Raw genomic sequence first — 22278 nt, 5'->3', positions numbered from 1 at the left:
CCATGGGCGATGCCGTGAACAGGGACGGATCCGCAGGTGCTGCCGGGTCCGCGGGCAAGGCGGCCGGATCCGCAGGTGCTGCCGGGTCCGCAGGCAAGGCCGGGCCCGGAGGCGCCGGCGGGGCCGACGCGAGGGCGCTGCGGGCGCTCGCCGACGCCGAGCCCGCCGTCTTCTGGCTGGACGAGCCCGACCGCAGGCCCCGCCCGCACTCCGCGCTCGTCGGCGGCGAACAGTGCGATCTTCTCGTCGTCGGCGGCGGCTACAGCGGCCTGTGGACCGCGCTGCTCGCCAAGGAGCGCGACCCCGCGCGCGACGTGGTGCTCATCGAGGGAGAGGAGGTCGGCTGGGCGGCCTCCGGCCGGAACGGCGGATTCTGCGCCGCCTCCCTGACCCACGGCTTCCCCAACGGGCTCACCCGCTGGCCGGACGAGATCACCACCCTGGAGGAGCTGGGCCTGCGCAACCTCGACGCCATCGAGGAGACCGTCGCCCGCTACGGCATCGACTGCGACTTCGAACGGACGGGCGAGATCGCCGTCGCCACCGAACCCCACCAGGTCGGCGAACTGGAGGAGATCGCCGAACAGACCCGCGCCCTCGGCCTCGACGAGGGCGTCACGCTCCTCGACCGCGACGCCGTACGCGCCGAGGCCGACTCCCCGACCTTCCTCGCCGGGCTCTGGGACCGCAGGGGCGTCGCCATGGTCAACCCGGCACGGCTGGCCTGGGGCCTCAAGCGGGCCTGCGAGGAGGCGGGCGTACGGATCTACGAGCACACCCCGGCGACCCGGCTGGGCGCGCGCGGCGCGGAGGTGGCCGTACGCACCCCGTACGGCAGGGTCCGCGCCCGCCACATCGCCCTGGGCACCAACGCGTTCCCCTCGCTGGTGCGGCGCGTACGGCCGTACATCGTGCCCGTCTACGACTACGCGCTGATGACCGAACCCCTCAGCGAGGGACAGCTCGCGGCCGTCGGCTGGAAGAACCGCCAGGGCCTCAGCGACAGCGCCAACCACTTCCACTACTTCCGCATCACCGCCGACAACCGCATCCTGTGGGGCGGTTACGACGTGCTCTACCACTACGGCAGCCGCATCGCGCGCGAGTACGAGCAGCGCCCGGAGACGTTCCGGAAGCTGTCCCGGCATTTCTTCCGCTGCTTCCCGCAGCTCGAAGGGCTCCGCTTCACCCACCGCTGGGGCGGCGTCATCGACACCTGCTCGCGCTTCTCGCCGTTCTTCGGCACGGCGATGGAAGGACGCGTCAGCTACGCGGCGGGCTACACCGGACTCGGCGTCGGCGCCACGCGCTTCGGCGCCGAGGTGATGCTCGACCTGCTCGACGGCGCGCGCACGGAGCGCACGGCGCTGGAGATGGTGCGCAAGAAGCCGCTGCCGTTCCCGCCCGAGCCCGTGCGCTGGGCGGGGATCGGTATCACGCAGTGGGCGCTGGCGCGTTCGGATGCGCGGGGCGGGCGCCGGAACCTCTGGCTCCGGGCCATGGACCGGGCCGGAATGGGCTTCGACAGCTAGCCCGTCCCGACCCGTCCCAAAAAAATTCCGGGAAGTGGCGTAAGGATTCTGCCGGACCCCTGTCTCACCAATGGCGCACGACGTGCCACGCAGGAAGACAGGAAGGCAGAAGCATGAGCGGCACTGCGGGGGTCAAAGGAGCGGTCGAATGGCTCGCTTCAGCGGCCCCGGACCCGGAAGCCTGCCGATGGGAGTGGGAACGCAACCCGCTGGGGGTGACCCTGCTCCCGGCAGGGCGGCTCTGGGATGTCCTGATCGTCAGCGCCGAGCTGGGGCATCCGGCGCTGGACGTCCTGACCCGCTGCCTCGACAGGCCGGGCCCGGTCCTCGCGGACTTCGGGGACGCCCGGTTCGGCTTCTTCGTACCGCCGGGCACCGCGAGTCGCTGGCTCGGCACGGGCATCCGGTGCGCGGGACACGGCACTTGGATCGTCGTGCCGTACCCGGGACGGGTCACCGGCGGCACGCGCTGGATCGTTCCTCCGGACGGCAAGGGCACGCTCAACGACCCGGTGCTCCTGGAACTCGCGATGCACGAGGCGGCGGCCCGAATCGCCGCGCTGGGCCCGGACGGGGGGCCCGACGCGGGGCCGGGAACGGGACCGGACGCGGGGCCGGGAACGGGACGTGATGGGGCCGGGCCGAGGGGGGACGGAGAACGGGACCGATGACGGGTGCCGATGGCGAGGCCGGTGGAGAGACCGATGGCGAGGCCGACGACGAGGCCGGGTCTCGGCGGGGCTGAGCGGGGCCCGGTCAGCGGCGGATCAGGCCCCGATCGGTGGCGACGGCGACAGCCGCCGTACGGGAATCGACCTCCAACTTGGTGTAGATGTGCACGAGATGGGACTTCACCGTCGCCTGACTCAGGTGCAGGCGGCGGCTGATCTCCCCGTTCGTCAGCCCGTCCGCGACCAGCCCGAGGACCTCTGTCTCGCGGCGGCTGAGGGACACCGAGGGCGCCCGCATGCGGTCCATCAGCCGGTCCGCGACGGCCGGTGCCAGCGTCGAACGCCCGACCGCCGCCGCGCGCACCGCCGCCGCCAGCTCCTCCGGAGGCGCGTCCTTGAGGAGATAGCCCGTCGCGCCCGCCTCGATGGCGGGCAGGGTGTCCGCGTCGGACCCGTACGTCGTCACCACCAGCACACGAGGCGGGTCCGGCAGCGCGGTGATGGCGGCGGTCGCCTGCGACCCGTTCATCCCCGACCCGAACTGGAGGTCCATCAGCACCACGTCGAACCCGCCCTCCGCCGCGACCTCGACCGCACGCTCAGCCGTCGCGGCCTCGGCCGCGATACGGAAGTCGGGCTCCCCTTCCAGCACGGCGCGCAGCCCCGCCCGCACGACCGGATGGTCGTCGGCGAGCAGCAGGCGGATGGGGGCGGGCGGCGGTTGGGCGGTGCCGTCGTCCTGCGCGGGCCGGTGCCGGCCGGGCTCCCTGGATTCCCGGGGTGCCCTGGTCTTGTGCGTCGGCTCCTGCGCCGGATCCTGCGCTGGTTCGTAGGCGGGCTCCTGCGTTGATTCCTGGATGGACACCTGCGTCGGTTCCTGTGTCGGTTTCCGTGTTGGTTCCTTCGCGGGTTCCTTCGCGGGCTCCTGCGCGGTGGGCTCTTCGGTCATGGGCGATACCCCAGGGACGCGGGGAACGCGACTGACTCCGCGTACGACGCGGGAAGCTGAACCGCGACGGCCGTGCCGTGCCCCGGCGCCGACTCGACACTGAGCGTGCCGCCGAGCCCGCGGGCGCGGGCCCGCATGGCCGCGAGCCCGAAGCCGCCCCTGCCCGGCTCGGCACCGGGGATCGCGTCGGGAACGAACCCGACGCCGTCGTCGACCACATCGAGGGCGAGCTGATCGTCCATGTAGCTGAGGGTGACCTCGACGGTGCTGGCCTCGGAGTGCGCCACGGCGTTCGCCAGCGCGGACTGCGCGACCCGCAGGATCGCCACCTCGTACGGAGAGGGGAGCGGGCTGGGCGTGCCCGACAGATGGAAGCGGACCGGCAGCCCGTGCCGCACGGTCGTGGTGTCGCACAGCCGCTCCACCGCCGCGTGCAGCGAGGCGCCTTCCCCCTCAAGATCGGGCGGAACGAGCGCGTGCACGAAGCGCCGGGCCTCCGCCAGATTGTCCTGCGCGGCGCGACGGGCCTGAGCTACGTAGCGCGCGGCGGTCGTGATCGCCCTCGCGCTCGCGGTTGCGGTCGCGGGCGGCTTGGTGGTCGCTGTGGTGGACGAACTCGGGGTCGGGGACGTGGCCGGAGTCGCCCTGGTCGGAGTTGAGGGCGTTGCGGTGGCCGAGGCGCGGGTCGTCGCGAACGGTGCGGTTGGTGCCGGGGCAGGGGCGGCTGGGCCCGGATCAGCCTGGTCGGTGGCTTGTTCACCGGAGGTGGGGGCGGGGCCGGAACTGGTGTCGAGTTCGGTGCTGGTGCTGGTGCTGGTGCTGGTACCGGGACGGGGACTGGTGCCGGGGCGACGGGTGGGGTCGGCGCTCGTCGGTGTATCCGGCTGGTCGGCGCCGGGTTGCTCGGTGCCGGACGGGGTGGCGAGCGCGCGTTCGGCCGCCGCGAGGAGGAGCTGGATGCTGGAGAGGCCCTGCGCGAGGGTGTCGTGGATCTCGCGGGCCAGCCGCTCGCGCTCGGCCATCATCCCCGCCGTACGTCCCGCCACCTCCAGGTCGGCGCGAGCCGTGGTGAGCTGCTGGATGAGCTGCCGCCGCTCCTCACTCTCCTCGTAGAGCGCCTGGAACCCTCGCGCGGTCGCCACGGCCACGGCGGCGCCGAGCAGCGGGCCGATGAGGGCCGCGAGCGTGAACCCCTGGTGATGCAGTGCGTACGCCGCCACCGCGACCAGCGCTGTCACGACAACCGTGGCGAGGCCCGCGCGGCGCGGCAGCAGGTGTAGTGCCAGGAAGTACAGCGGGAACGCCAGCCACACGCTGTCCGGCGTCAGCGCGAGCAGCGTCAGCCACGCGGCGCCGAGGCAGGCCAGCCACGCGACGGTCGCCGGCAGCGCTCGTCCCGCTATCCGGAGCAGGGGGCCGGCGGCGTAGACGGCGGCCATGACCACGGACGCGGTGATCACGGCGGAGGGTCGGGGCCCGCCGTCCACGACGGCGCGGCCTGCGGAGAGGGCCAGCAGCCCTGCCACGAGCAGGTGCAGGCACCACGTGAGGATTCGGAGGACGGGGGCGAGCGACAGGTGGTTCACAGTCATTCCAGCGTAGGGCGGGGGCGGGAGCCCGGCATCAATCAAAAGGTTGACCGGCGACACCGCCTTTCGGATCCAGGAAGGCCATCCTCGGCGCGATGTGCCAGACCTCGCCCGCGGCGGATCGTGGAGTCGCGAATCCGGGAGCGGTGCCGTGAGCGGTCTCCGAGCCCCTTCCTCATCATCCGAATGATCCGAGCACTTGAAGAAAGGCACTGGCACACGATGTTCGTCGCCTGGAGAGACCTGCGATTCGCGAAGGGGCGGTTCGCCCTGATGGGAGTCGTGATCGTGCTGATCACGACGCTCGTCGGGCTGCTGTCCGGCCTCACGGCGGGCCTCGGCAGGGAGAACGTCTCGGCGATCACGGGCCTGCCCGCCGACCGGATCGCCTTCGCCGCTCCACCGGACGGTCAGGACCGCTCCTTCTCGGACTCGACGGTCACGGAGCGTCAATGGCGCGGGTGGGCGAAGGCGCCGGGGGTCGAGAGCGCGGAGCCCATAGGCATCACGACCACGCGAGCCGAGTCCGGCGAGCGCAGCACCGCCGTGTCCGCTTTCGGAGTCCGCGCGCACTCCGGGATAGGCCCGGACAGCGGCCTGCTGGAGCGCGGCCGTGTGATCCTCTCCGAGGCAGCGGCCGAAGAGCTGGGCGCGGACGGACCGGGCGCGCGGGTCACCGTCGCCGGCCGGCGCCTCACCGTGGCCGCGGTGAGAGGAGACGCCTCGTTCAGCCACACGCCGGTGATCTGGACGAGCCTCGCGGACTGGCAGCGCCTCGGCGACGGCCGGGATGCCCCGAGGGGGGAGCACGCCACCGTGGTGGCGCTGCGCGCCGGAGGAGGCGGGGAGCGGATCGCCGTGACCGACGCCCGGCTGGGCACCGACACGGTCTCACGGGACGACGCGCTGTCGGCCATCGGTTCGTACACATCGGAGAACGGTTCGCTGCAGCTCATGCGGGGATTCCTGTTCGCCATCTCCGCACTGGTCATCGGCGCCTTCTTCACCGTGTGGACGATCCAGCGGAGCGCCGACGTGGCCGTGCTGAAGGCGCTCGGTGCCTCCACCCCGTATCTCCTGCGGGACGCCCTCGGCCAGGCCGCGGTGCTGCTCGCCCTGGGCACCGCGGCCGGCACGGGAATAGCCGCGGGGGTCGGAGCGGGGGTCTCGGGAGCGGTGCCGTTCGTGCTCGACGCCCGGACGGTGCTGATACCCGCCGCCGTGCTGATCGCCCTGGGCGTGGCCGGAGCCGCGCTCGCCATCCGCCGTATCACCGCCGTAGACCCGCTGACCGCCCTGGGGAGCGCACGATGACCAGCCCGACCACCCCACCCACCTCTTCACCTGTGTCCTCGTCGATTTGGTCGTCTTCTTCGTCTGCCGTGCCGCTGTCTCTCGCCGGGGTGACGCTCACCTATCCCGACGGCGACGGGCGCGTGACGGCGCTCGACGGGGTGAGTCTGGAGGCGGAGAGGGGGACGGTGACCGCGTTGGTGGGGCCCTCGGGCTCGGGGAAGTCGAGCCTGCTGGCCGTGGCCGCGACCCTGATCAGACCCGACAGCGGCAGGGTCGTGGTCGACGGTACGGACACGGCGGGTGCGGGCCGTCGTGAGCTGACGACTCTGCGACGGCGGGCGATCGGCATGGTCTTCCAGCAGCCGAACCTGCTGACGTCGCTGACCGCTCGTGAGCAGTTGCAGGCGATGGCGCACCTCGCCGGGCGCGGCACGAGGGCGGCACGCGACCGCGCGGAGGAGCTGCTCGACGCGGTGGGGCTGTCAGCTCAGGCGCGCCGCCGGCCGCATCAGCTCTCGGGAGGACAGCGCCAGCGGGTCAACATCGCGCGGGCGTTGATGAACGATCCGACGGTGCTGCTGGTGGACGAGCCCACCAGCGCGCTGGACCACGAGAGAGGGGCCGCCGTGGTGGCGCTGCTGACGGAGCTGACCCGGCAGCGGAGGACGGCGACGCTGCTCGTCACTCACGATCACGCACAGCTCGCCTCCGCCGACCGGATAGCGGAGGTTCGGGACGGACGGCTGCTGCACGGGCTGTCCACAGCAACAGCAGCACGCTGAGGCACCAGCTCGCCAGGACGTCGAGGGGCCAGTGATAGCCGCGCCACACCAGGCCCAGCCCGTTGGCCAGGGTGAGCACGGCCGCCGTGAGCAGCCAGGCCGCCCGGGCCCGGCCCAAGGCCCAGCGGGCCGACCAAGGCCGGGCCAGGGCCCCGTCCCCGCCTTCCCCCGCACCTTCCGCCTCGCCTATGCCCCCGCCCTCCCCTTCGCCCGAAGTTCGGTCGCGGGGACCGTTCAGGGAGGGCGCGTGGGTGATGAGCAGGGCGGCGGCCCCGAAGGCGACGGCGGCCGTGGCCGCGTGGCCGGACGGGAAGTAGCCGGTGCCGCCCAGCGGGCCGGGCCGGTCCGTCCATGCCTTGAGGGTGGAGACCACGGCGGGTACGAGGGCCAGCGCCAGGGAGTAGCAGAGTGCGGGCCACCAGCGGCGGGTGCGGAGCACCGCGTAGGCCATGGCGGCGAGGAGCAGGGAAGGGGCGACGGTCATGTTGCCGAGGTCGGCGAGGAGTTCGGCGGCCCAGGTGGGCGGGGCGCCGTCGCGGAGCGTGTCGCCGAGGCGTTCGTCGGCAGCGCGCAGGGGGCCGTCCGTGAGGACCTGCCAGGTCAGGACGGAGAGAGCGGTGAGAAGGAGGAGGGTGGCGAGGGTGAGGAGCGGCCATGAGGTCGGCCGCCCCGGAACAGGGGGGAGAGTTCCGGGGCGGCCGAGGCGATCGGCGTTCCGCGGGCCCCGGGGGGGTTGGGACAAGCGGTTCATCCGATCGGTGAGGAGCGTGCGCAAGGGCACGACCGAGCCTGTCTTGGGGAGAGACCTGCTCGGGCCGGTGGTGCGGAGGAGTTCCCCCACACCGCCAGGCAATTGCAGAAACCGTACGGCAGGAGGGCGGACCGGGGCAGGCGGATCACGTCCCGGACATTGGCCCCGCACACATTCTTCACCGGGACCGCTCCCACCCGCGTCCGCCCCGTCAGAGCTGGCCGAGGGCCTCTTCCAGGATGTCCAGGCCCTCGTTCAGCAGGTCCTCGCCGATGACCAGCGGGGGCAGGAAGCGCATGACGTTCCCGTAGGTGCCGGTGGTGAGGACGAGCAGGCCGTTCTGGTGGCACAGCTTGGCGAGGGCTGCGGTGGCCTCCGGGTTGGGGTCCTTGCCGCCCGGGCGCACCAGCTCGATCGCGAGCATCGCGCCCCGCCCGCGGACGTCGCCGATGACGTCGTACTGCCCGGCGAGCTTCTCCAGCCGCGGCTTCATGACCTCCTCGATGCGGCGGGCCTTCGCGGGAAGGTCCTGCTCGCGCATCGTCTCGATGGAGCCGAGGGCGGCGGCGCAGGCGACGGGGTTGCCGCCGTAGGTGCCGCCCAGGCCGCCGCTGTGGGCGGAGTCCATGATCTCGGCGCGGCCGGTGACGGCCGCCAGCGGCATGCCGCCCGCGATGCCCTTGGCGGTGGTGATGAGGTCGGGGACGATGCCCTCGTCCTCGCAGGCGAACCACTGGCCGGTGCGGCAGAAGCCGGACTGGATCTCGTCCGCGACGAAGACGATGCCGTTGTCCTTGGCGAACTGCGCGATGCGCGGCAGGAAGCCGCGCGCCGGGACGATGAACCCGCCCTCGCCCAGGACCGGTTCGATTACGATCGCCGCGACGTTCTCCGCGCCGACCTGCTTGGAGATCTGGTCGATGGCCTGGGCCGCGGCCTCCTCGGCGCAGTTCTCGGGACCGGTGAGCCAGCGGTAGGGGTAGGCGACCGGGACGCGGTAGACCTCGGGGGCGAACGGACCGAAGCCGTGCTTGTACGGCATGTTCTTGGAGGTGAGCGCCATCGTGAGGTTCGTGCGCCCGTGGTAGCCGTGGTCGAAGACCACGACGGCCTGGCGGCCGGTGTGGGTGCGGGCGATCTTGACGGCGTTCTCGACGGCCTCGGCGCCGGAGTTGAAGAGCGCGCTCTTCTTCTCGTGGTCACCGGGGGTGACCCTGGCCAGCTCCTCACAGACCTGTACGTAGGGCTCGTACGGCGTCACCATCACACAGGTGTGCGTGTAGTCCTGGAGCTGCTGGGTGGCGCGGCGGACCACGGCCTCGGCGCTGTTCCCGACGGAGGTGACGGCGATGCCGGAGCCGAAGTCGATGAACGAGTTGCCGTCCACGTCCTCCAGGACCCCGCCGCCCGCGCGGCGTGCGAAGACGGGCATCACGGTCCCGATCCCGTTCGCCACTGCGGCCTGCTTGCGGGCCATCAGCTCCTGCGACTTGGGCCCGGGGATCGCGGTGACGACGCGGCGCTCCTGGGGAAGAGCGGGACCTCCGGTCAGATCAGTCATTGCGGTCATAGCGCACTCCTCGGGAGAAAGGGGGGTCGTCTCGCTCTTCGCAGGCTAGGGGCAGCCGGGGCGGCGACACATGCACCGCGGCGGAGAAGTGTGACGCGCGTGTTGGCCGTCACGGATATAGGCACGGAGGCGACGTGAGCACCGTCGTGGCCGCCCGGCGCCTCGGTCCCGGGCCGAGACCATGGTTCAAGTGTCGTGGTCAGCAGCTAGATTGGGCACAAGAGGGCACTGGCGGCACCAGCAGGCCAGCGCTTCGGGGCGTCAGGGAGCAGAGGCGGCACATGGACATGGGGCTTCCCCACAGGAAGCAGGGAACGGGCGGCGCGCACGACTCCGGCGGCACATGGCACGAGGGCCCCATGGCGCCCGGAGACCAGGGGCCCCGCGACTCCGCGCCGCAACCCGCGCCCCCACGTCCGGCCACCCCGCCGCCGCCCCGCGAGGCTCCGCGCGACACCGGGCAGCCCGGGCAGCAGGGCACGGGTCCCGGCCCCGGCCCGGCATCCGTGGGCCCGGCGCCCCTGGAGTCGGCGCCGCCCATGCCCGGCACGGCCCCCTCGTCCCGTCCGCCGCTCGCCGATTGGCTGCGGATGCCGCGCCCGGAGGCGGGGCCGGGGATCTGGCGCTGCGGGTACCGGCCGCGGCCGCCGGAGGACCCGGAGCGGACGCCGGCCCGGCAGTTGATCAGCGGCGCGATCGTCTCGTTCCTGATCGGCTGGCTGGTCTGGAGCCTGCTGTGGAACGGCTATCTGGGGGGCTACTGGCTCTGGCCGCTCGACCTGTTCACGCCCGACTCCTGGGGCGGCACGTTCGGCTTCGCCGTGCTCAGTTACGTGTACTACGCGATGGTGCTCGGCATCATCGCCGGGATATTCGCCAGGGTCGGTCACTGGGACGAGGTGTTCCGCAGGGTGAAGGGCCGGGTGCTGCGCGGAGGAGCGTCGGCGAAGAAGGCCCCGTTGTACGAGGCGCCGCAGCAGCCCGTGCCCGAGCCTCCGCCCCACGCCGACCCCGTCGAGTGGCCCGAGTTGCGGGGCGGGGGCGCCGGGGACGCCGCTGACCGGCTGGCCGCCGAGCTGCGGGGCGGGCGGATGACGGACGTCGACCACGCGCGGATCCAGCGGGCCTGGCAGTCCGTGCGGGCCCGGCCGAACCGGCTCACGGCGTTCACGGACAACGTGCTCGCGAAGGGTGCCGCCGCCTGTCTGCACCCCTCGGGCGAGCGCGATCTGCCCCTGCGGGCGGCGCGGCACGACCTGTCGTTGCGGCAGGTCCGCATCGGCACCGCGGCTGACGAGGAGCGCAATCCGCACGAGTACCGGGGCGTGGGCGTCGCGCTCGATCCGTCCGTGCTCGGCACCTCGGCGCTGGCCGTGGGACCGCCCGGCACCGGCAAGACCAGCAAGCTCGCCCGGCCCGTCGTGGAGTCCCTGTGCCTGCAGGCGCTCGCCGGACAGGCCGCCGTGCTGGCCGTCAGCGCGGGCGGCAGACAGCTCGCGCCGGACGAGTGCTTCGACGTGGTGATCCGGCTCGGCCGCCCCGGCTCGGAGTACGACCTGGATCTGTACGGCGGCACCACCGACCCCGACGAGGCCGCCGGAATGCTCGCCGAGGCGCTGGTCGGCGACCTGGTGAGCAGCCTGCCCGGCGGCGACAGCAGGCGCGCGGCGACGTGCCTGGCGCAGCTCATCGGGCCGTTCGCCGCGGTGCACGGGCGCTTCCCGGCCGTTCCCGAGCTGCGCGAGCTGCTGGACGGGGCGCCCGCCTTCGACGCGCTGCGGGCCGCTCTGCGCGAGGCGGGACAGGCGGCGCAGTTGCGCGAGCTGGACGCGTACGAGCGGCAGTCGGGGCGTACGGGCGAGGTGCCCGCGCTGCTCGCGGACCGGATAGCGCTGCTCGACCGGCCGGCGTTCGCCGGGTTCTTCCGGCCCGAGGGGATGGCGCCGGAGAAGTCGGAGGGACCGGGGGAGGGGGTGCGGCGGCCGTTCTCGCCGCGCGCCATGGAGCACCCCCTGCGCGTCCGGATCGACCTGCCCGAGCACGCGCACGCCGAGGCGTCCCGGGTCCTGGCGCGGCTGCTGCTGGCGCAGTTCACCGAGTGCGCCGTCTCGCGCGGCGACCAGTCGCTCTTCGCCTGCCTCGTCCTCGACGACGCCACGCAGACCATCACCCCACAGGCGCTGCGCGGCCTGCAGCGCCTCCGCTCGGGCCACGCGGGCGTCCTGCTGACCCTCCGCGCGCTGGACGACGTGCCGGAGCCGTTGCGGGGCCCGCTGCTGGGCGCGGTCGGCTGCCGGATGGTGTGCTCGGGGGTCACTCCGTGGGACGCTGAGCGGTTCGCCGAGGTGTGGGGCACCGAGTGGGTCGAGACACGTACGGTCACCAACCGCCAGCTCGTCTCCGACGAGCCCGTCACGCGCGTGCTGCACGCCGTGCGGCGGCTGGCCACGGGCAAGTACGTGACGGCCGAGTCCGTGACCGTGCGCAGCGAGCAGCGGGAGCGCTGGTCCGCCTCCGACCTGGCGAACGAGCTGCGGCCCGAGCACGCCGTGCTCTCCTTCACCACCGTGCGCGGCGAGCGCACGCCGCCGATCCTGACCAAGCTGGGGGAGTGACCAGGGGACCAGGGGGACCATCGAGAAGGTACGGCCGAATGACCGAATGACCGAATTTGGGCGGACGCCTGTACGGTGAGGTGCGTTATGCCACCGACTCTTGCCACGCTCGTTCAGCACTCCGCACTCCGGCTCGCCGTGCTCGCGGGGCATGACCGGCTGGACACGCCCGTGCGCTGGGCACACGCCAGCGAGCTGGCCGATCCGACGCCGTACATGGACGGTGGCGAGCTGATCCTCTTCACCGGGCTCAAGCTCGACGCGCGGGATCCCGAGGCCATGCGGACCTACGTGCGCCGCCTCGCCGAAAAGGGCGTGGTGGGCCTCGGCTTCGCCGCCGGGGTGAACTACGAGGGCGTGCCCGAGGCGCTCGTCGACGCCTGCAAGGGCGCGGACATGCCGCTGCTGGAGGTGCCGCGGCGCACCCCCTTCATCGCGATCAGCAAGGCCGTGTCGGCCGATATCGCGGCGGAGCAGTACCGGGCGGTGACCGCCGGGTTCGAGGCCCAGCGCGAGATGACGCGCGCCGCGCTCTCCCGCGAGGGCCCCGCGGCCCTGCTGGCCCGCCTCGCCTCCCAGATCGACGGCTGGGCGGCGCTCTACGACGTCTCGGGCGCCGTCGTCGCCACCGCGCCCGCCTGGGCCGTGCGCCGCGCCGCCCGTTTCATCGGCGACGCCGAGCGACTGCGGGACCGGCCCGCGCCCGCGAGCGCCGTGGTGAGCGAGTCGGACGGCGGCGACGACCGGGTCGAGCTGCAGTCGGTGGGCAGCGGGCGCCGGGCGAAGGCCGTGCTGGCCGTCGGCACCGCCGCGCCGCTGGGCACCGCCGAGCGGTACGCGGTGCACTCGGCGATCGCGCTGCTCACGCTGACGATGGAGCGTTCCCGCGCCCTCCAGGAGGCCGAGCAGCGGCTCGGCGCCGCGGTGCTGCGGATGCTGCTCGCGGGCGAGGCCGACCACGCCCGCGCCGTGGCGGGACGGCTCTACGGCGGCCTGCTGGACGTGCCGATGCGGGTGATCGCCGCCCAGCCCGCCTCCGGTACGGCCGCGCGGCTGGCCAGGGGCGCCGCGGCCGCCCGTAGCAGGGCGGGAGCCCCCGGGCCGGCCGGTGCCGGAGCGGGCACCGGGCCCGGTAGCGGGGCCGCGCGGGGCGAGGCGCCCGTCGTCACCGTCACCGCCTCGGCGACCGTGTCCTCCCCGTCCTCACCGTCCTCTCCCTCACCCCCCGCTCCACTCGACGGCTACCCCGCCTCGGCCTCTGCCCCCGCCCCCGCGCGGTCCGTACGCACCGGCGAGGCCGCCTCCGGCATCGTCGTCGGCTCCGGGACCGGGCCGCAGCCCGACCCCGCGGACGCGCCGCACCCCAGTGCCGTGCCGTGGCCCCTGGAGGAGCTGGCCGACGCGATCGAGACCGCCGCCGCGCGCAACGGGGAGGCCGTCCTGGTCGTGCCCGACGGCGGGCGGCTGCTCGTGCTGGCCGCGGACGGGGGCGCGGCCGTGGCGGCCTGTGCCGAGTTCGCCGCCGCGTCCGCGCAGGCCGCTGCGCAGGCGGCCGGAGTCGCCCAGCGCTCCGGCGGCTCCGGTGCCTCCGGTACGTCGGGCAGGCCCGGCGGACCCGGCGGGCACGGAGGCGACCAGGTGCTGGCGGTCGGCGTCTCGGCGCCCGCCGGGCTCCCGGCCGTCTCCGTCGCCTTCAAGCAGGCGGACCAGGCGCTGTCCGTGGCCCGGCGGCGCGGCGTCCCCCTCGTCGAGCACGAGGACGTGGCCGCCGGTTCCGTGCTGCCCCTGCTCGCCGACGAGGCGGTGCGCGCGTTCGCCGACGGGCTGCTGCGCGCGCTGCGCGAGCACGACGCGAACGGGCGGGGCGATCTGGTCGCCTCCCTGCGCGCCTGGCTCTCGCGGCACGGCCAGTGGGACGCGGCCGCCGCCGAGCTGGGCGTCCACCGGCATACGCTGCGTTACCGGATGCGGCGCGTCGAGGAGATCCTCGGACGGTCGCTGGACGACCCGGACGTACGGATGGAGCTGTGGCTCGCGCTCAAGGCGACGAGCTGATCAGCCCGGCACCGGCCGTCACGCCTTGCAGTACTGCTCCTCCTTGCCGATCGAGCGGTACATGCAGTCGGCGTTCTCCAGCAACAGCAGCACCGCTTCGCGGTTGCGGGACGTCTCCCTCGGGATGACCTCGTCCGGCGGGTAGAAGCCGCCGCCACCGGCCGAGCCGGGGTACATCTCGAAGGTGTAGGAGAAGATCTTGTGCTTCCCCCACATCCAGTCGTTGACGCTGCCGTCCGTGACGTAGAGGTCGCTGGACTGCTGGGGCTTGTAGCCGTTGCTGCGCGCCATGTTCGTGCCGACGGTTGCGAACGCGTCGCGGTCGTCCTTGGTGAGGCCCTCGGCCGTGTCGTTGTACGTGTAGCCGTACGGCCAGAGCACCAGCTCCGAGTAGGTGTGGAAGTCGATGTGCGCGGTGATCTGCTGCTTGCCGCCGACCACGCGGCTGTTGGTGAAGTCGCGCACCACGCGGACCTCGGGCGAGGACTCGGCGGACGGCCCGCGGTACGTCTCGCTGCCCGGGCTGCCGCTGGACCCGCCGCAGCAGCCCCACTTGTACGCCCAGTTGCGGTTCAGGTCGGTGCCGACCTGGGACGAACCGGGGTTGGGCTGACGGTTCTTGCGCCAGCTCCGGTAACTGCCGGTGGCGATGTCGTACTCGCCGCCGTCCGGGTTGACGTCGGGGATGACCCACAGCTCGCGCTCGTTCACCATCTTGGTGACGCGGCTGTCGGAGCCGTACTTCGCGCCCAGTTCGCCGATCGTGTAGAGCGCCATCTCGACGGTGAGGTGCTCGCGGGCGTGCTGGTGGTGGGTGAACATGACCTCGGGCTCGGCCTCGTCCTGGCCCGCGTTGTCGCTGATCTTGAGGGCGACGATGTCGCGGCCCTGGTGGCTCTTGCCGATGACCTGCTTCTTCATGATCGAGGGGTACTTGGCGACGTAGTCGTTCACGGCCTTCGTCGCCTCGGCGTAGTTGTGGTAGTTCGAGTCGGACGGCGGGAAGTCCTTGGGGCGCGGGGTGCCGTCCTTGCCGGTGCGTTTCGGGGGAGCGGGCAGTGCCGTGACGTCGTGGCCGAGGGCCTCGACCTTGCGCAGGCCCGCGGCGTCGGCGGTGATGACGACGGAGTGGTCCTGTACGGCGTCCAGCGAGACGCCGGTGGCCGCGAGGGCGCTGCGTTCGCTCCGGGTGTCGACGCCGTCGATCCGGTAGCTGCGCTCGGCGGCCGTGTCCCCGGACGGCGCGGACGCCGTGTCCGTGTCCGCGTCCGCGGAAGAGCCGGGGTCGGGTGCGGCCGTGGCCTGTGCGGTCAGCGGTACGGCCAGGGCGAGGGCGCAGCACGCCGCCGCCGCTGCCAGGGTTCTGCGCCTGCGGCGGGAGCGTAAGGGGGTGTGTGAACTCATCGCGTCTCCTGGGGTGTCCAGTGCGACGGGCAGGGGGGTTGTACGCCTGCGACGCAGGGGGCTGTGCGCCTGCGACGGGCAGGGGGGTGTGCGCTTGTGCGGCTTGCGCGCCGTCATCGTCGGGGCGTGACATGGGCGGGTCAAGGGAGCAATGAGTCAATCCCGGAGGGCCCTGCGTCGCTCCGGGCGGCGTGCGCAAAGGGCCAAACCGTAGCGTCACCGCGTATGAGTGCGCCGCGTCGGACAAGAGGTGTGAGCCTCGCTACGCCCTACGGTGGAGCCCGTGGGGCCCCGTGCCCCGCGCCCCGTACCTCCAGCGCTCCCGCAGCGTTCCCAGCCAACCGGAAGGGCGATCCGCAGTGACGACAGCGACTTCCCCTCACGCGTTCTGGCTCGCCGGCCGCGAGGCCACCGGCGACAGCACGCTCGATGTCACCTCGCCCTGGGACGGCCGCACTGTCGGCACCGTCAGCATTCCCACGGGCGATCAGGTCGAGGAGGCCGTGGCGGCCGCCGCGGCCGTGGCCGACGAGTTCGCGGCCACCCCGGCGCACGTCCGCGCGGCCGCGCTGGACCACGTCGTGTCCCGGCTCGTCGAGCGCACCGAGGAGATCGCCCAGCTCATCTCCGCCGAGAACGGCAAGCCCATGAAGTGGGCCCGCGGCGAGGTCGGCCGGTGCGTCTCCGTCTTCCGGTGGGCGGCCGAGGAGGCCCGCCGCTTCAACGGCGGCACGGCCCAGCGGCTGGACTCGGACGCGGGCGGCACGGGCCGTCTCGCGTACACGCGCCGCTTCCCGTACGGGCCGGTGCTCGGCATCGCGCCGTTCAACTTCCCGCTGAACCTGTGCGCGCACAAGGTCGCCCCGGCCATCGCCGTCGGCACGCCGATCATCCTCAAGCCCGCGCCCGCGACCCCGCTCTCCGGGCTGCTGCTGGGCGAGCTGCTGGCGGAGACGGACCTTCCCGCCGGTTCCTGGTCGGTGCTGCCGGTGCCGAACGACCAGATGCCGGGCCTCGTCCAGGACGAGCGGCTGCCGATCATCTCCTTCACCGGCTCGGCGCCGGTCGGCTGGTCGATCCTCGACTCCGCGCCCCGTAAGCGCGTCACGCTGGAGCTGGGGGGCAACGGCGCGGCCGTGGTGCTCGCCGACTACTCCTCGGAGGCCGACCTCGACTGGGCCGCGCAGCGCATCGCGACCTTCTCGAACTACCAGGCGGGCCAGTCCTGCATCTCCGTGCAGCGCGTCATCGCCGACGCGTCGGTCTACGACCGGCTCGTCCCCAAGGTCGTCGCCGCCGTCGAGGCCCTCACCACCGGTGACCCGTCCGACAGCGCCACCGACGTCGGCCCGCTGGTCAGCGAGGACGCGGCCAAGCGCGTCGAGTCCTGGATCGAGGAGGCCGTCTCGCGCGGCGCCACGCTCCTCACCGGCGGCAAGCGCGAGGGCGCGACCGTCGCGCCGACCGTGCTGGCCGACGTCCCGGCCGACACCCAGATCGGCTGCGAGGAGGTCTTCGGCCCGGTCATGTCCTTCACCAAGGTCGACGGGGAGAAGGAAGCCTTCGCCGCGGTCAACGAGTCGAAGTACGGCCTCCAGGCGGGCCTGTTCACGCACGACGTGCAGACCGCGTTCCGCGCGCACCGCGCCTTGGAGGTGGGCGGTGTCGTCGTCGGCGACGTCCCCTCGTACCGCGCCGACCAGATGCCGTACGGCGGCGTCAAGGAGTCCGGAGTGGGCCGCGAGGGCGTCCAGTTCGCCATGGAGGACTACACATACGAGCGTGTGATGGTCCTGACCGGTCTCGAACTCTAAGAACTCTGGCTCTTTTTGATCGGAGTTGACTCTCTGGCGGGCACCCGGAAGGGGCCCGCCAGAGTTGTCCGGTCAGGGGAACGCCCCTTTCACGGATCGGATGAGGAGCAGCAACCGGCATGTTCGCCTTCGCGCACGTCAGCGACATTCACCTGGGACAGGACCGGAACGACGAGGGCGCTCGCGCGTACGAGCGCGCCGAGCGTGTGCTGCGCTACCTCGACCGGCTCCCCGGCACGCTCGACGCCGTCCTGCTGACCGGCGACATCGCCGACCACGGCACCCGCGACGAGTACGCGGCCGCCGCCAAGCTCTTCGCCGACCACGGCCATCTGCCGCTGATCTGCCCCGGCAACCACGACGCGCGCGGCCCCTACCGCGCCGCGCTGCTCGGCGGGGACGCCGCCGACACCTCCCCGGTCAACCAGGTCCACCAGCTCATCGGCGCGACCTTCGCCATGTGCGACTCCAGCGTGCCCGGCAGGGGCGACGGCTATCTCGACGACGCGACGCTGCGCTGGCTCGACCAGACGCTCGCCGCCGCGCCCCACGACCAGCCGGCGTTCGTCTGCTTCCACCACCCGCCCGTAGCGCTGCACGGCCAGTACGTCGATCCCATCCGGCAGTTCGGGGAGGACCGGCTCGCGGAGGTCGTCGGACGGCACCCGCACGTGGCCGCGCTGCTGTGCGGGCACAGCCACACCCCGGCGGTCACCACCTTCGCGGGGCTGCCCCTGGTCGCGGCGCCCGGGGTCGTCTCCACCCTGAAGATGCCGTGGGAGGGCGAGAGCGGCGGCCCGATCGACTACGAGCTGCCGCCGATGCTGGCCTTCCACGTCTACGACGACGAGCGGCGCCTGACGACGCACTTCCGGGTCGTCCCCGCGTAGACGGCGGCGAACAGCGCCGCGCCCGGGGCTCCGTCCGCCCGTCTCCCCCGAACCGGGCCTCGTCCCCCCGTTCCCCCGGGGCGCGGCGCTCTTCCCGGAACAGAAGCTACGCGAGCGGGGGCCTCCCGGTCGTCACCGCACGGGTGGAAACGGACGCTGTCCTTCTGCGGTAGTTCCCGGCGCCGGCTCGTACCCGCGCGGTAGTCGCACCCCTCAGCAGGCAGCCACCGGGTGGATGTTGGGCCGGGGACACTCCGGTTACGCTGCGCCGATGCGGAGCGTAACGGGGTGGCGAGAACTGCGCCGCCGGGCCGAGAAGGTCCCGTCCTGGGCCTACGATCTCGCCATCGCGCTCGGCATCACCGCGATCAGCCTCTCCCTCAGCCACGACCGGGTGCCCGCGGGCTGGTCCGGGGCCGACACCCGCGGCACGCTGCTGACCTGCGCCGTCAATCTGCCGCTGGCCTTCCGGCGGCGCGCGCCCCTGCCGCTGTGCCTGGGCACGCTCGCGCTGTGGACCGGCTACGTGGCCCTCGACTACTGGCCGGTGGTCAACACCCTCGGCCCGCTCCTCGCGCTCTACACGGTCGCGTCGCTGCGCCCGCTGCGCGAGGCGATCGGCTGCGCGCTGCTGCTCGCGGCGGTGTGGAACTTCGCGGGCACCACGGGCGAGGAGAGCTCCTGGGCCACGGTGCTCGGCCAGAGCGTCGTCTACGCCGCGGTCATCTGCGGGTTCGGCCATCTCGCCCGCAAGGCGGCACGGCGCAACGTCCAGCTCGCGGAGCTGGCCGAGCAGTTGCGCCGCGAGCGCGCCGGTGCCGAGCGCCGCGCCGTGGCCGAGGAACGCGTCCGTATCGCCCGCGAACTGCACGACGTGGTCGCCCACCACATGTCCGTGATCTCCGTCCAGGCCGGGCTCGCCGACTACGTGTTCGGCTCCGATCCCGAGACGGCGCGCGGCGCGCTCGGCACCATCGCCGACACCTCCGGCGAGGCCCTGGTCGAACTGCGCCGCCTGCTCGCCGTGCTGCGCGTGGAGGACGGGGACAGCCTGGTGGGCGCCCCGCACGGCGAACAGGCCGAGTTCGTGCCCGCGCCCGGCCTCGACCGGCTGCCCGAACTCGCCGAGCGCGTACGGGCCGCGGGCGTCCCCGTCGAGGTCACCGTGACCGGCGAGCCGCACGCGCCGCCGCCCGGCCTCGACCAGTGCGCGTACCGCGTGGTGCAGGAGGCGCTCACCAACGTCCTCAAGCACGCCTACCCCGCGCGCGCCCGCGTCGCGGTCGAGCACCGGCCCCGCGAACTCGTCGTCACGGTCACCGACGACGGCCGGGGCACCGACCAGCCCGTGCCCTCGGGCGGCCACGGCTTGATTGGGATGCGCGAGCGCGCAAGGATCTACGGGGGCCGGGTGAGCGCGGGCCCCCGGGCGGGCGGCGGATACGAGGTACGGCTCACCCTCCCCGTCTGACACCACCAGGCGTACGGGTATCACGGGTATCACGGCCATGACGGGTATCACGGGCATTACGGGCTGAGGGAGACACTGCGGTGCCGATCAGGGTGCTCGTCGTCGACGATCAGGTGCTCATCCGCGCCGGAGTCGCCGCGCTGCTCCGCGCGGCCCCCGGGATGGAGGTCGTCGGCGAGGCGTGCGACGGGGACGAGGCGGTACGGCTGGCCGTCGAACACCGGCCCGACGTCGTCCTGATGGACATCCGGATGCCCGGCACCAGCGGCATCACCGCCACCGAGCGCATCCTGGAGTCGGTCACCGAGCCGAGCCCCCGCATCCTCGTGCTGACCACCTTCGACCTCGACGAGTACGTGTACGCGGCGCTGCGCGCCGGGGCCTGCGGCTTCCTGCTCAAGGACACCGGGCCACAGCGGCTGCTCACCGCCATCGCCGCCGTCGCCGAGGGCGACACGCTCTTCTCGCCGGCCGTCACCCGCCGCCTGATCGAGGCGTACGCCCCGCGCGCGGAGCCGGAGACGCGGGCCCCGGAGGCGCTCGGCGCGCTCACGTCCCGGGAGACCGACGTGCTCCGGCTCGTCGCGGGCGGGCTGTCGAACCCGGAGATCGCCGGGGAACTCGTCATCAGCGAGTCCACCGTCAAGACCCACCTCAACCGGGCCATGGCCAAACTCGACCTCGGCAGCCGCGCGCAGGCCGTCGTCCTCGCGTACGAATCGGGCCTGGTCACCCCGGGCGGACAGGCCCCCGGGGGAGCCGGGGGCTGACGTGCGGGGCGGGGGCTCGCGTGAACCGAACCGTGCGCGGCGTCTGGTACGCACCGGATGAATCGGGTACATACGACCGAGTAGCACCCGTCGGTAGCCGACCCCTCCCAGATCGCCGCGAGGTGAGCGAGATGACCGTCTCCGAGCGCGAAGCACGTGAAGTGGCCGAGGCAGCGCGTGAGAAGGACTGGCGCAAGCCGAGCTTCGCCAAGGAACTCTTCCTGGGCCGCTTCCGCCTCGACCTCATCCACCCGCACCCCGAGCCCCCGCCCGAGGACGTCGAGCGCGGCGAGGAGTTCCTGGCCCGACTCAGGGAGTTCGTGGAGGCCAAGGTCGACGGCGCCCTCATCGAGCGGGACGCGCGCATCCCCGACGAGGTGCTGAACGGCCTCAAGGACCTCGGCGCGCTCGGCATGAAGGTCGGCACCGAGCACGGCGGCCTGGGCCTCACCCAGGTCTACTACAACAAGGCGCTCGCCCTGGTCAGCTCCGCGAGCCCCGCCGTGGGCGCCCTCCTCTCCGCGCATCAGTCGATCGGCGTGCCGCAGCCCGTGAAGCTCTTCGGCACCCAGGAGCAGAAGGACGCGTTCCTGCCGCGCTGTGCCCGTACGGACATCTCCGCGTTCCTCCTCACCGAGCCGGACGTCGGCTCCGACCCCGCCCGGCTGGCCACCACCGCCGTGCCGGACGGGGACGACTACGTGCTGGACGGCGTGAAGCTGTGGACCACCAACGGCGTCGTGGCCGATCTGCTCGTCGTCATGGCACGCGTGCCCAAGAGCGAGGAGCGCAAGGCCGAGGGGCACAGGGGCGGCATCACCGCGTTCGTCGTCGAGGGGAACGCCGAGGGCGTCACGGTCGAGAACCGCAACGCGTTCATGGGCCTCCGGGGCCTGGAGAACGGCGTCACCCGCTTCCACCGGGTCCGCGTCCCGGCCGCCAACAGGATCGGCCCCGAGGGCGCGGGCCTGAAGATCGCCCTCACCACGCTCAACACCGGGCGGCTCTCCCTCCCCGCCACCTGCGTCGGCGCGGGGAAGTGGTGCCTGAAGATCGCCCGCGAGTGGTCCGAGGCCCGGGTCCAGTGGGGCAGGCCCGTCGCGAAGCACGAGGCCGTCGGCAGCAAGATCGCGTTCATCGCCGCCACGACCTTCGCGCTGGAGGCCGTCCTCGACCTCTCCTCCCAGATGGCCGACGAGGACCGCAACGACATCCGTATCGAGGCGGCCCTCGCCAAGCTCTACGGCAGCGAGATGGCCTGGCTGATGGCCGACGAACTGGTGCAGATCCGCGGCGGCCGGGGCTTCGAGACGGCCGAGTCCCTCGCGGCGCGCGGCGAGCGCGGCGTGCCCGCCGAGCAGGTCCTGCGCGACCTGCGCATCAACCGGATCTTCGAGGGCTCGACCGAGATCATGCACCTGCTGATCGCCCGCGAGGCCGTGGACGCGCACCTGTCCGTAGCCGGGGACCTCATCGACCCGGACAAGACCCTCGCCGACAAGCGCAAGGCCGCCGTCGCGGCGGGCACGTTCTACGCGAAGTGGCTCCCCAAGCTCGTCGCGGGCCCTGGCCAGCTCCCGCGCACGTACGCCGAGTTCGGCACCCTCGCGCCCCACCTGCGCTACGTGGAGCGGACAGCGCGCAAGCTCGCCCGTTCGACCTTCTACGCGATGTCGCGCTGGCAGGGCCGGATGGAGACCAAGCAGGGCTTCCTCGGCCGGATCGTGGACATCGGCGCCGAACTCTTCGCCATGAGCGCCGCCTGCGTACGGGCGGAGAAGCTGCGGGCCGAGGGGAGCGACGGGCAGGCCGCGCACCAACTGGCCGACGCCTTCTGCCGCCAGTCCCGGCTGCGCGTCGAGGAACTGTTCGGACGGCTGTGGAACAACACCGACGACCTCGACCACAAGGTCGTCCGCGAGGTCCTCGACGGCTCCTACACCTGGCTGGAGCAGGGCATCACCGACCCCTCGACCGAGGGCCCCTGGATCGCCGAGGCCGCCCCTGGCCCGTCCGCGAAGGAGAACGTGCACCGCCCGATCCGCTGACCCGGACACCGGACCGGAGGGCCGCGATCGTACGCGCGTACGGGCGCGGCCCCTCGGGGGCCTCCTCGCTG

At 72.9% G+C, this 22278-nt stretch carries 16 protein-coding genes; 11 read left to right on the top strand and 5 right to left on the bottom strand.

The window, feature by feature from the left end; genetic code table 11:
- The first annotated feature begins 2 nt into the window (after positions 1-2).
- Positions 3-1532 carry an NAD(P)/FAD-dependent oxidoreductase gene (locus tag ABD343_RS39360; RefSeq protein ID WP_344535560.1) on the top strand — a complete coding sequence of 510 codons (1530 nt, stop codon included), beginning with the start codon at positions 3-5 and terminating at the stop codon, positions 1530-1532.
- Between the two features lie 113 nt (positions 1533-1645).
- Positions 1646-2203, top strand: coding sequence for a hypothetical protein (locus ABD343_RS39355; RefSeq protein WP_344535559.1), 558 nt, complete (start codon positions 1646-1648; stop codon positions 2201-2203).
- 85 nt (positions 2204-2288) lie between these two features.
- Here ABD343_RS39355 and ABD343_RS39350 read toward each other — a convergent pair whose 3' ends face one another.
- Both ABD343_RS39350 and ABD343_RS39345 read right to left on the bottom strand, forming a co-directional pair.
- Positions 2289-2909 (bottom strand): response regulator, encoded by a 621-nt coding sequence (locus ABD343_RS39350; RefSeq protein ID WP_344535632.1) that lies wholly within the window; start codon positions 2907-2909, stop codon positions 2289-2291.
- Positions 2910-3148: 239 nt separating this feature from the next.
- A complete protein-coding gene (locus ABD343_RS39345; RefSeq protein WP_344535558.1) occupies positions 3149-4744 on the bottom strand; it encodes an ATP-binding protein in 1596 nt (531 codons plus the stop codon).
- 219 nt (positions 4745-4963) lie between these two features.
- Here ABD343_RS39345 and ABD343_RS39340 point away from each other — a divergent pair, with 219 nt between their 5' ends.
- Together ABD343_RS39340 and ABD343_RS39335 are read left to right on the top strand one after the other, a co-directional pair.
- The gene (locus ABD343_RS39340; RefSeq protein ID WP_344535630.1) at positions 4964-6055 is read left to right on the top strand and encodes an ABC transporter permease; all 1092 of its coding nucleotides are present in this window, start codon (positions 4964-4966) and stop codon (positions 6053-6055) included.
- Positions 6056-6123: 68 nt separating this feature from the next.
- Positions 6124-6819 (top strand): ABC transporter ATP-binding protein, encoded by a 696-nt coding sequence (locus ABD343_RS39335; protein WP_344535557.1) that lies wholly within the window; start codon positions 6124-6126, stop codon positions 6817-6819.
- Here ABD343_RS39335 and ABD343_RS39330 read toward each other — a convergent pair.
- Positions 6719-7561 carry a phosphatase PAP2 family protein gene (locus ABD343_RS39330; protein WP_344535556.1) on the bottom strand — a complete coding sequence of 281 codons (843 nt, stop codon included), beginning with the start codon at positions 7559-7561 and terminating at the stop codon, positions 6719-6721. The genes ABD343_RS39335 and ABD343_RS39330 overlap by 101 nt on opposite strands.
- Positions 7562-7781: 220 nt before the next feature.
- Positions 7782-9131 (bottom strand): 4-aminobutyrate--2-oxoglutarate transaminase, encoded by a 1350-nt coding sequence (gabT, locus tag ABD343_RS39325; RefSeq protein ID WP_344535629.1) that lies wholly within the window; start codon positions 9129-9131, stop codon positions 7782-7784.
- 368 nt (positions 9132-9499) lie between these two features.
- On the opposite strand from gabT, the gene ABD343_RS39320 reads away from it, so the two are divergent.
- On the top strand, positions 9500-11755 hold the full coding sequence (locus tag ABD343_RS39320; protein WP_425578379.1) for an ATP-binding protein: 2256 nt from the start codon (positions 9500-9502) through the stop codon (positions 11753-11755).
- 87 nt (positions 11756-11842) lie between these two features.
- Positions 11843-13810: a PucR family transcriptional regulator ligand-binding domain-containing protein gene (locus tag ABD343_RS39315; protein WP_344535553.1), complete on the top strand. Its 1968-nt coding sequence runs from the start codon at positions 11843-11845 to the stop codon at positions 13808-13810.
- Between the two features lie 18 nt (positions 13811-13828).
- On the opposite strand, the gene ABD343_RS39310 is transcribed toward ABD343_RS39315, so the two are convergent.
- A complete protein-coding gene (locus ABD343_RS39310) occupies positions 13829-15214 on the bottom strand; it encodes a M14 family metallopeptidase (protein ID WP_344535551.1) in 1386 nt (461 codons plus the stop codon).
- 359 nt (positions 15215-15573) lie between these two features.
- Here ABD343_RS39310 and ABD343_RS39305 point away from each other — a divergent pair, with 359 nt between their 5' ends.
- The 5 genes from ABD343_RS39305 (at position 15574) to ABD343_RS39285 (ending at position 22207) form a co-directional block, all read left to right on the top strand.
- Positions 15574-17028, top strand: coding sequence for an aldehyde dehydrogenase family protein (locus ABD343_RS39305; RefSeq protein ID WP_344535550.1), 1455 nt, complete (start codon positions 15574-15576; stop codon positions 17026-17028).
- Positions 17029-17147: 119 nt separating this feature from the next.
- Complete coding sequence (locus ABD343_RS39300; RefSeq protein ID WP_344535548.1) at positions 17148-17918, top strand: metallophosphoesterase; 771 nt, start codon at positions 17148-17150, stop codon at positions 17916-17918.
- A 271-nt stretch (positions 17919-18189) separates the two neighbouring features.
- On the top strand, positions 18190-19389 hold the full coding sequence (locus ABD343_RS39295; protein ID WP_344535546.1) for a sensor histidine kinase: 1200 nt from the start codon (positions 18190-18192) through the stop codon (positions 19387-19389).
- Between the two features lie 80 nt (positions 19390-19469).
- Complete coding sequence (locus ABD343_RS39290; protein WP_344535545.1) at positions 19470-20159, top strand: response regulator; 690 nt, start codon at positions 19470-19472, stop codon at positions 20157-20159.
- Positions 20160-20290: 131 nt separating this feature from the next.
- Entirely contained in the window at positions 20291-22207 is a 1917-nt protein-coding gene (locus ABD343_RS39285) for an acyl-CoA dehydrogenase family protein (protein ID WP_344535544.1), read from the top strand.
- Positions 22208-22278 lie beyond the last annotated feature (71 nt).

This window comes from Streptomyces albiaxialis, from assembly GCF_039530985.1.
GTDB classification, from domain to species: Bacteria; Actinomycetota; Actinomycetes; order Streptomycetales; family Streptomycetaceae; genus Streptomyces; species Streptomyces albiaxialis.
The sequence above is the reverse complement of the archived record's forward strand: the minus strand, read 5'-3'. Positions and strand labels throughout refer to the sequence as shown.

Excerpts from the sequence above, each read along its gene's own strand:
- ABD343_RS39360 (WP_344535560.1), top strand. The coding sequence starts at position 3 with ATGGGCGATGCCGTGAACAGGGACGGATCCGCAGGTGCTGCCGGGTCC.
- ABD343_RS39355 (WP_344535559.1), top strand. The coding sequence starts at position 1,646 with ATGAGCGGCACTGCGGGGGTCAAAGGAGCGGTCGAATGGCTCGCTTCA.
- ABD343_RS39345 (WP_344535558.1), bottom strand. The coding sequence starts at position 4,744 with ATGACTGTGAACCACCTGTCGCTCGCCCCCGTCCTCCGAATCCTCACG.
- ABD343_RS39340 (WP_344535630.1), top strand. The coding sequence starts at position 4,964 with ATGTTCGTCGCCTGGAGAGACCTGCGATTCGCGAAGGGGCGGTTCGCC.
- gabT (WP_344535629.1), bottom strand. The coding sequence starts at position 9,131 with ATGACTGATCTGACCGGAGGTCCCGCTCTTCCCCAGGAGCGCCGCGTC.
- ABD343_RS39320 (WP_425578379.1), top strand. The coding sequence starts at position 9,500 with ATGGCGCCCGGAGACCAGGGGCCCCGCGACTCCGCGCCGCAACCCGCG.
- ABD343_RS39315 (WP_344535553.1), top strand. The coding sequence starts at position 11,843 with ATGCCACCGACTCTTGCCACGCTCGTTCAGCACTCCGCACTCCGGCTC.
- ABD343_RS39310 (WP_344535551.1), bottom strand. The coding sequence starts at position 15,214 with ATGAGTTCACACACCCCCTTACGCTCCCGCCGCAGGCGCAGAACCCTG.
- ABD343_RS39300 (WP_344535548.1), top strand. The coding sequence starts at position 17,148 with ATGTTCGCCTTCGCGCACGTCAGCGACATTCACCTGGGACAGGACCGG.
- ABD343_RS39295 (WP_344535546.1), top strand. The coding sequence starts at position 18,190 with ATGCGGAGCGTAACGGGGTGGCGAGAACTGCGCCGCCGGGCCGAGAAG.
- ABD343_RS39285 (WP_344535544.1), top strand. The coding sequence starts at position 20,291 with ATGACCGTCTCCGAGCGCGAAGCACGTGAAGTGGCCGAGGCAGCGCGT.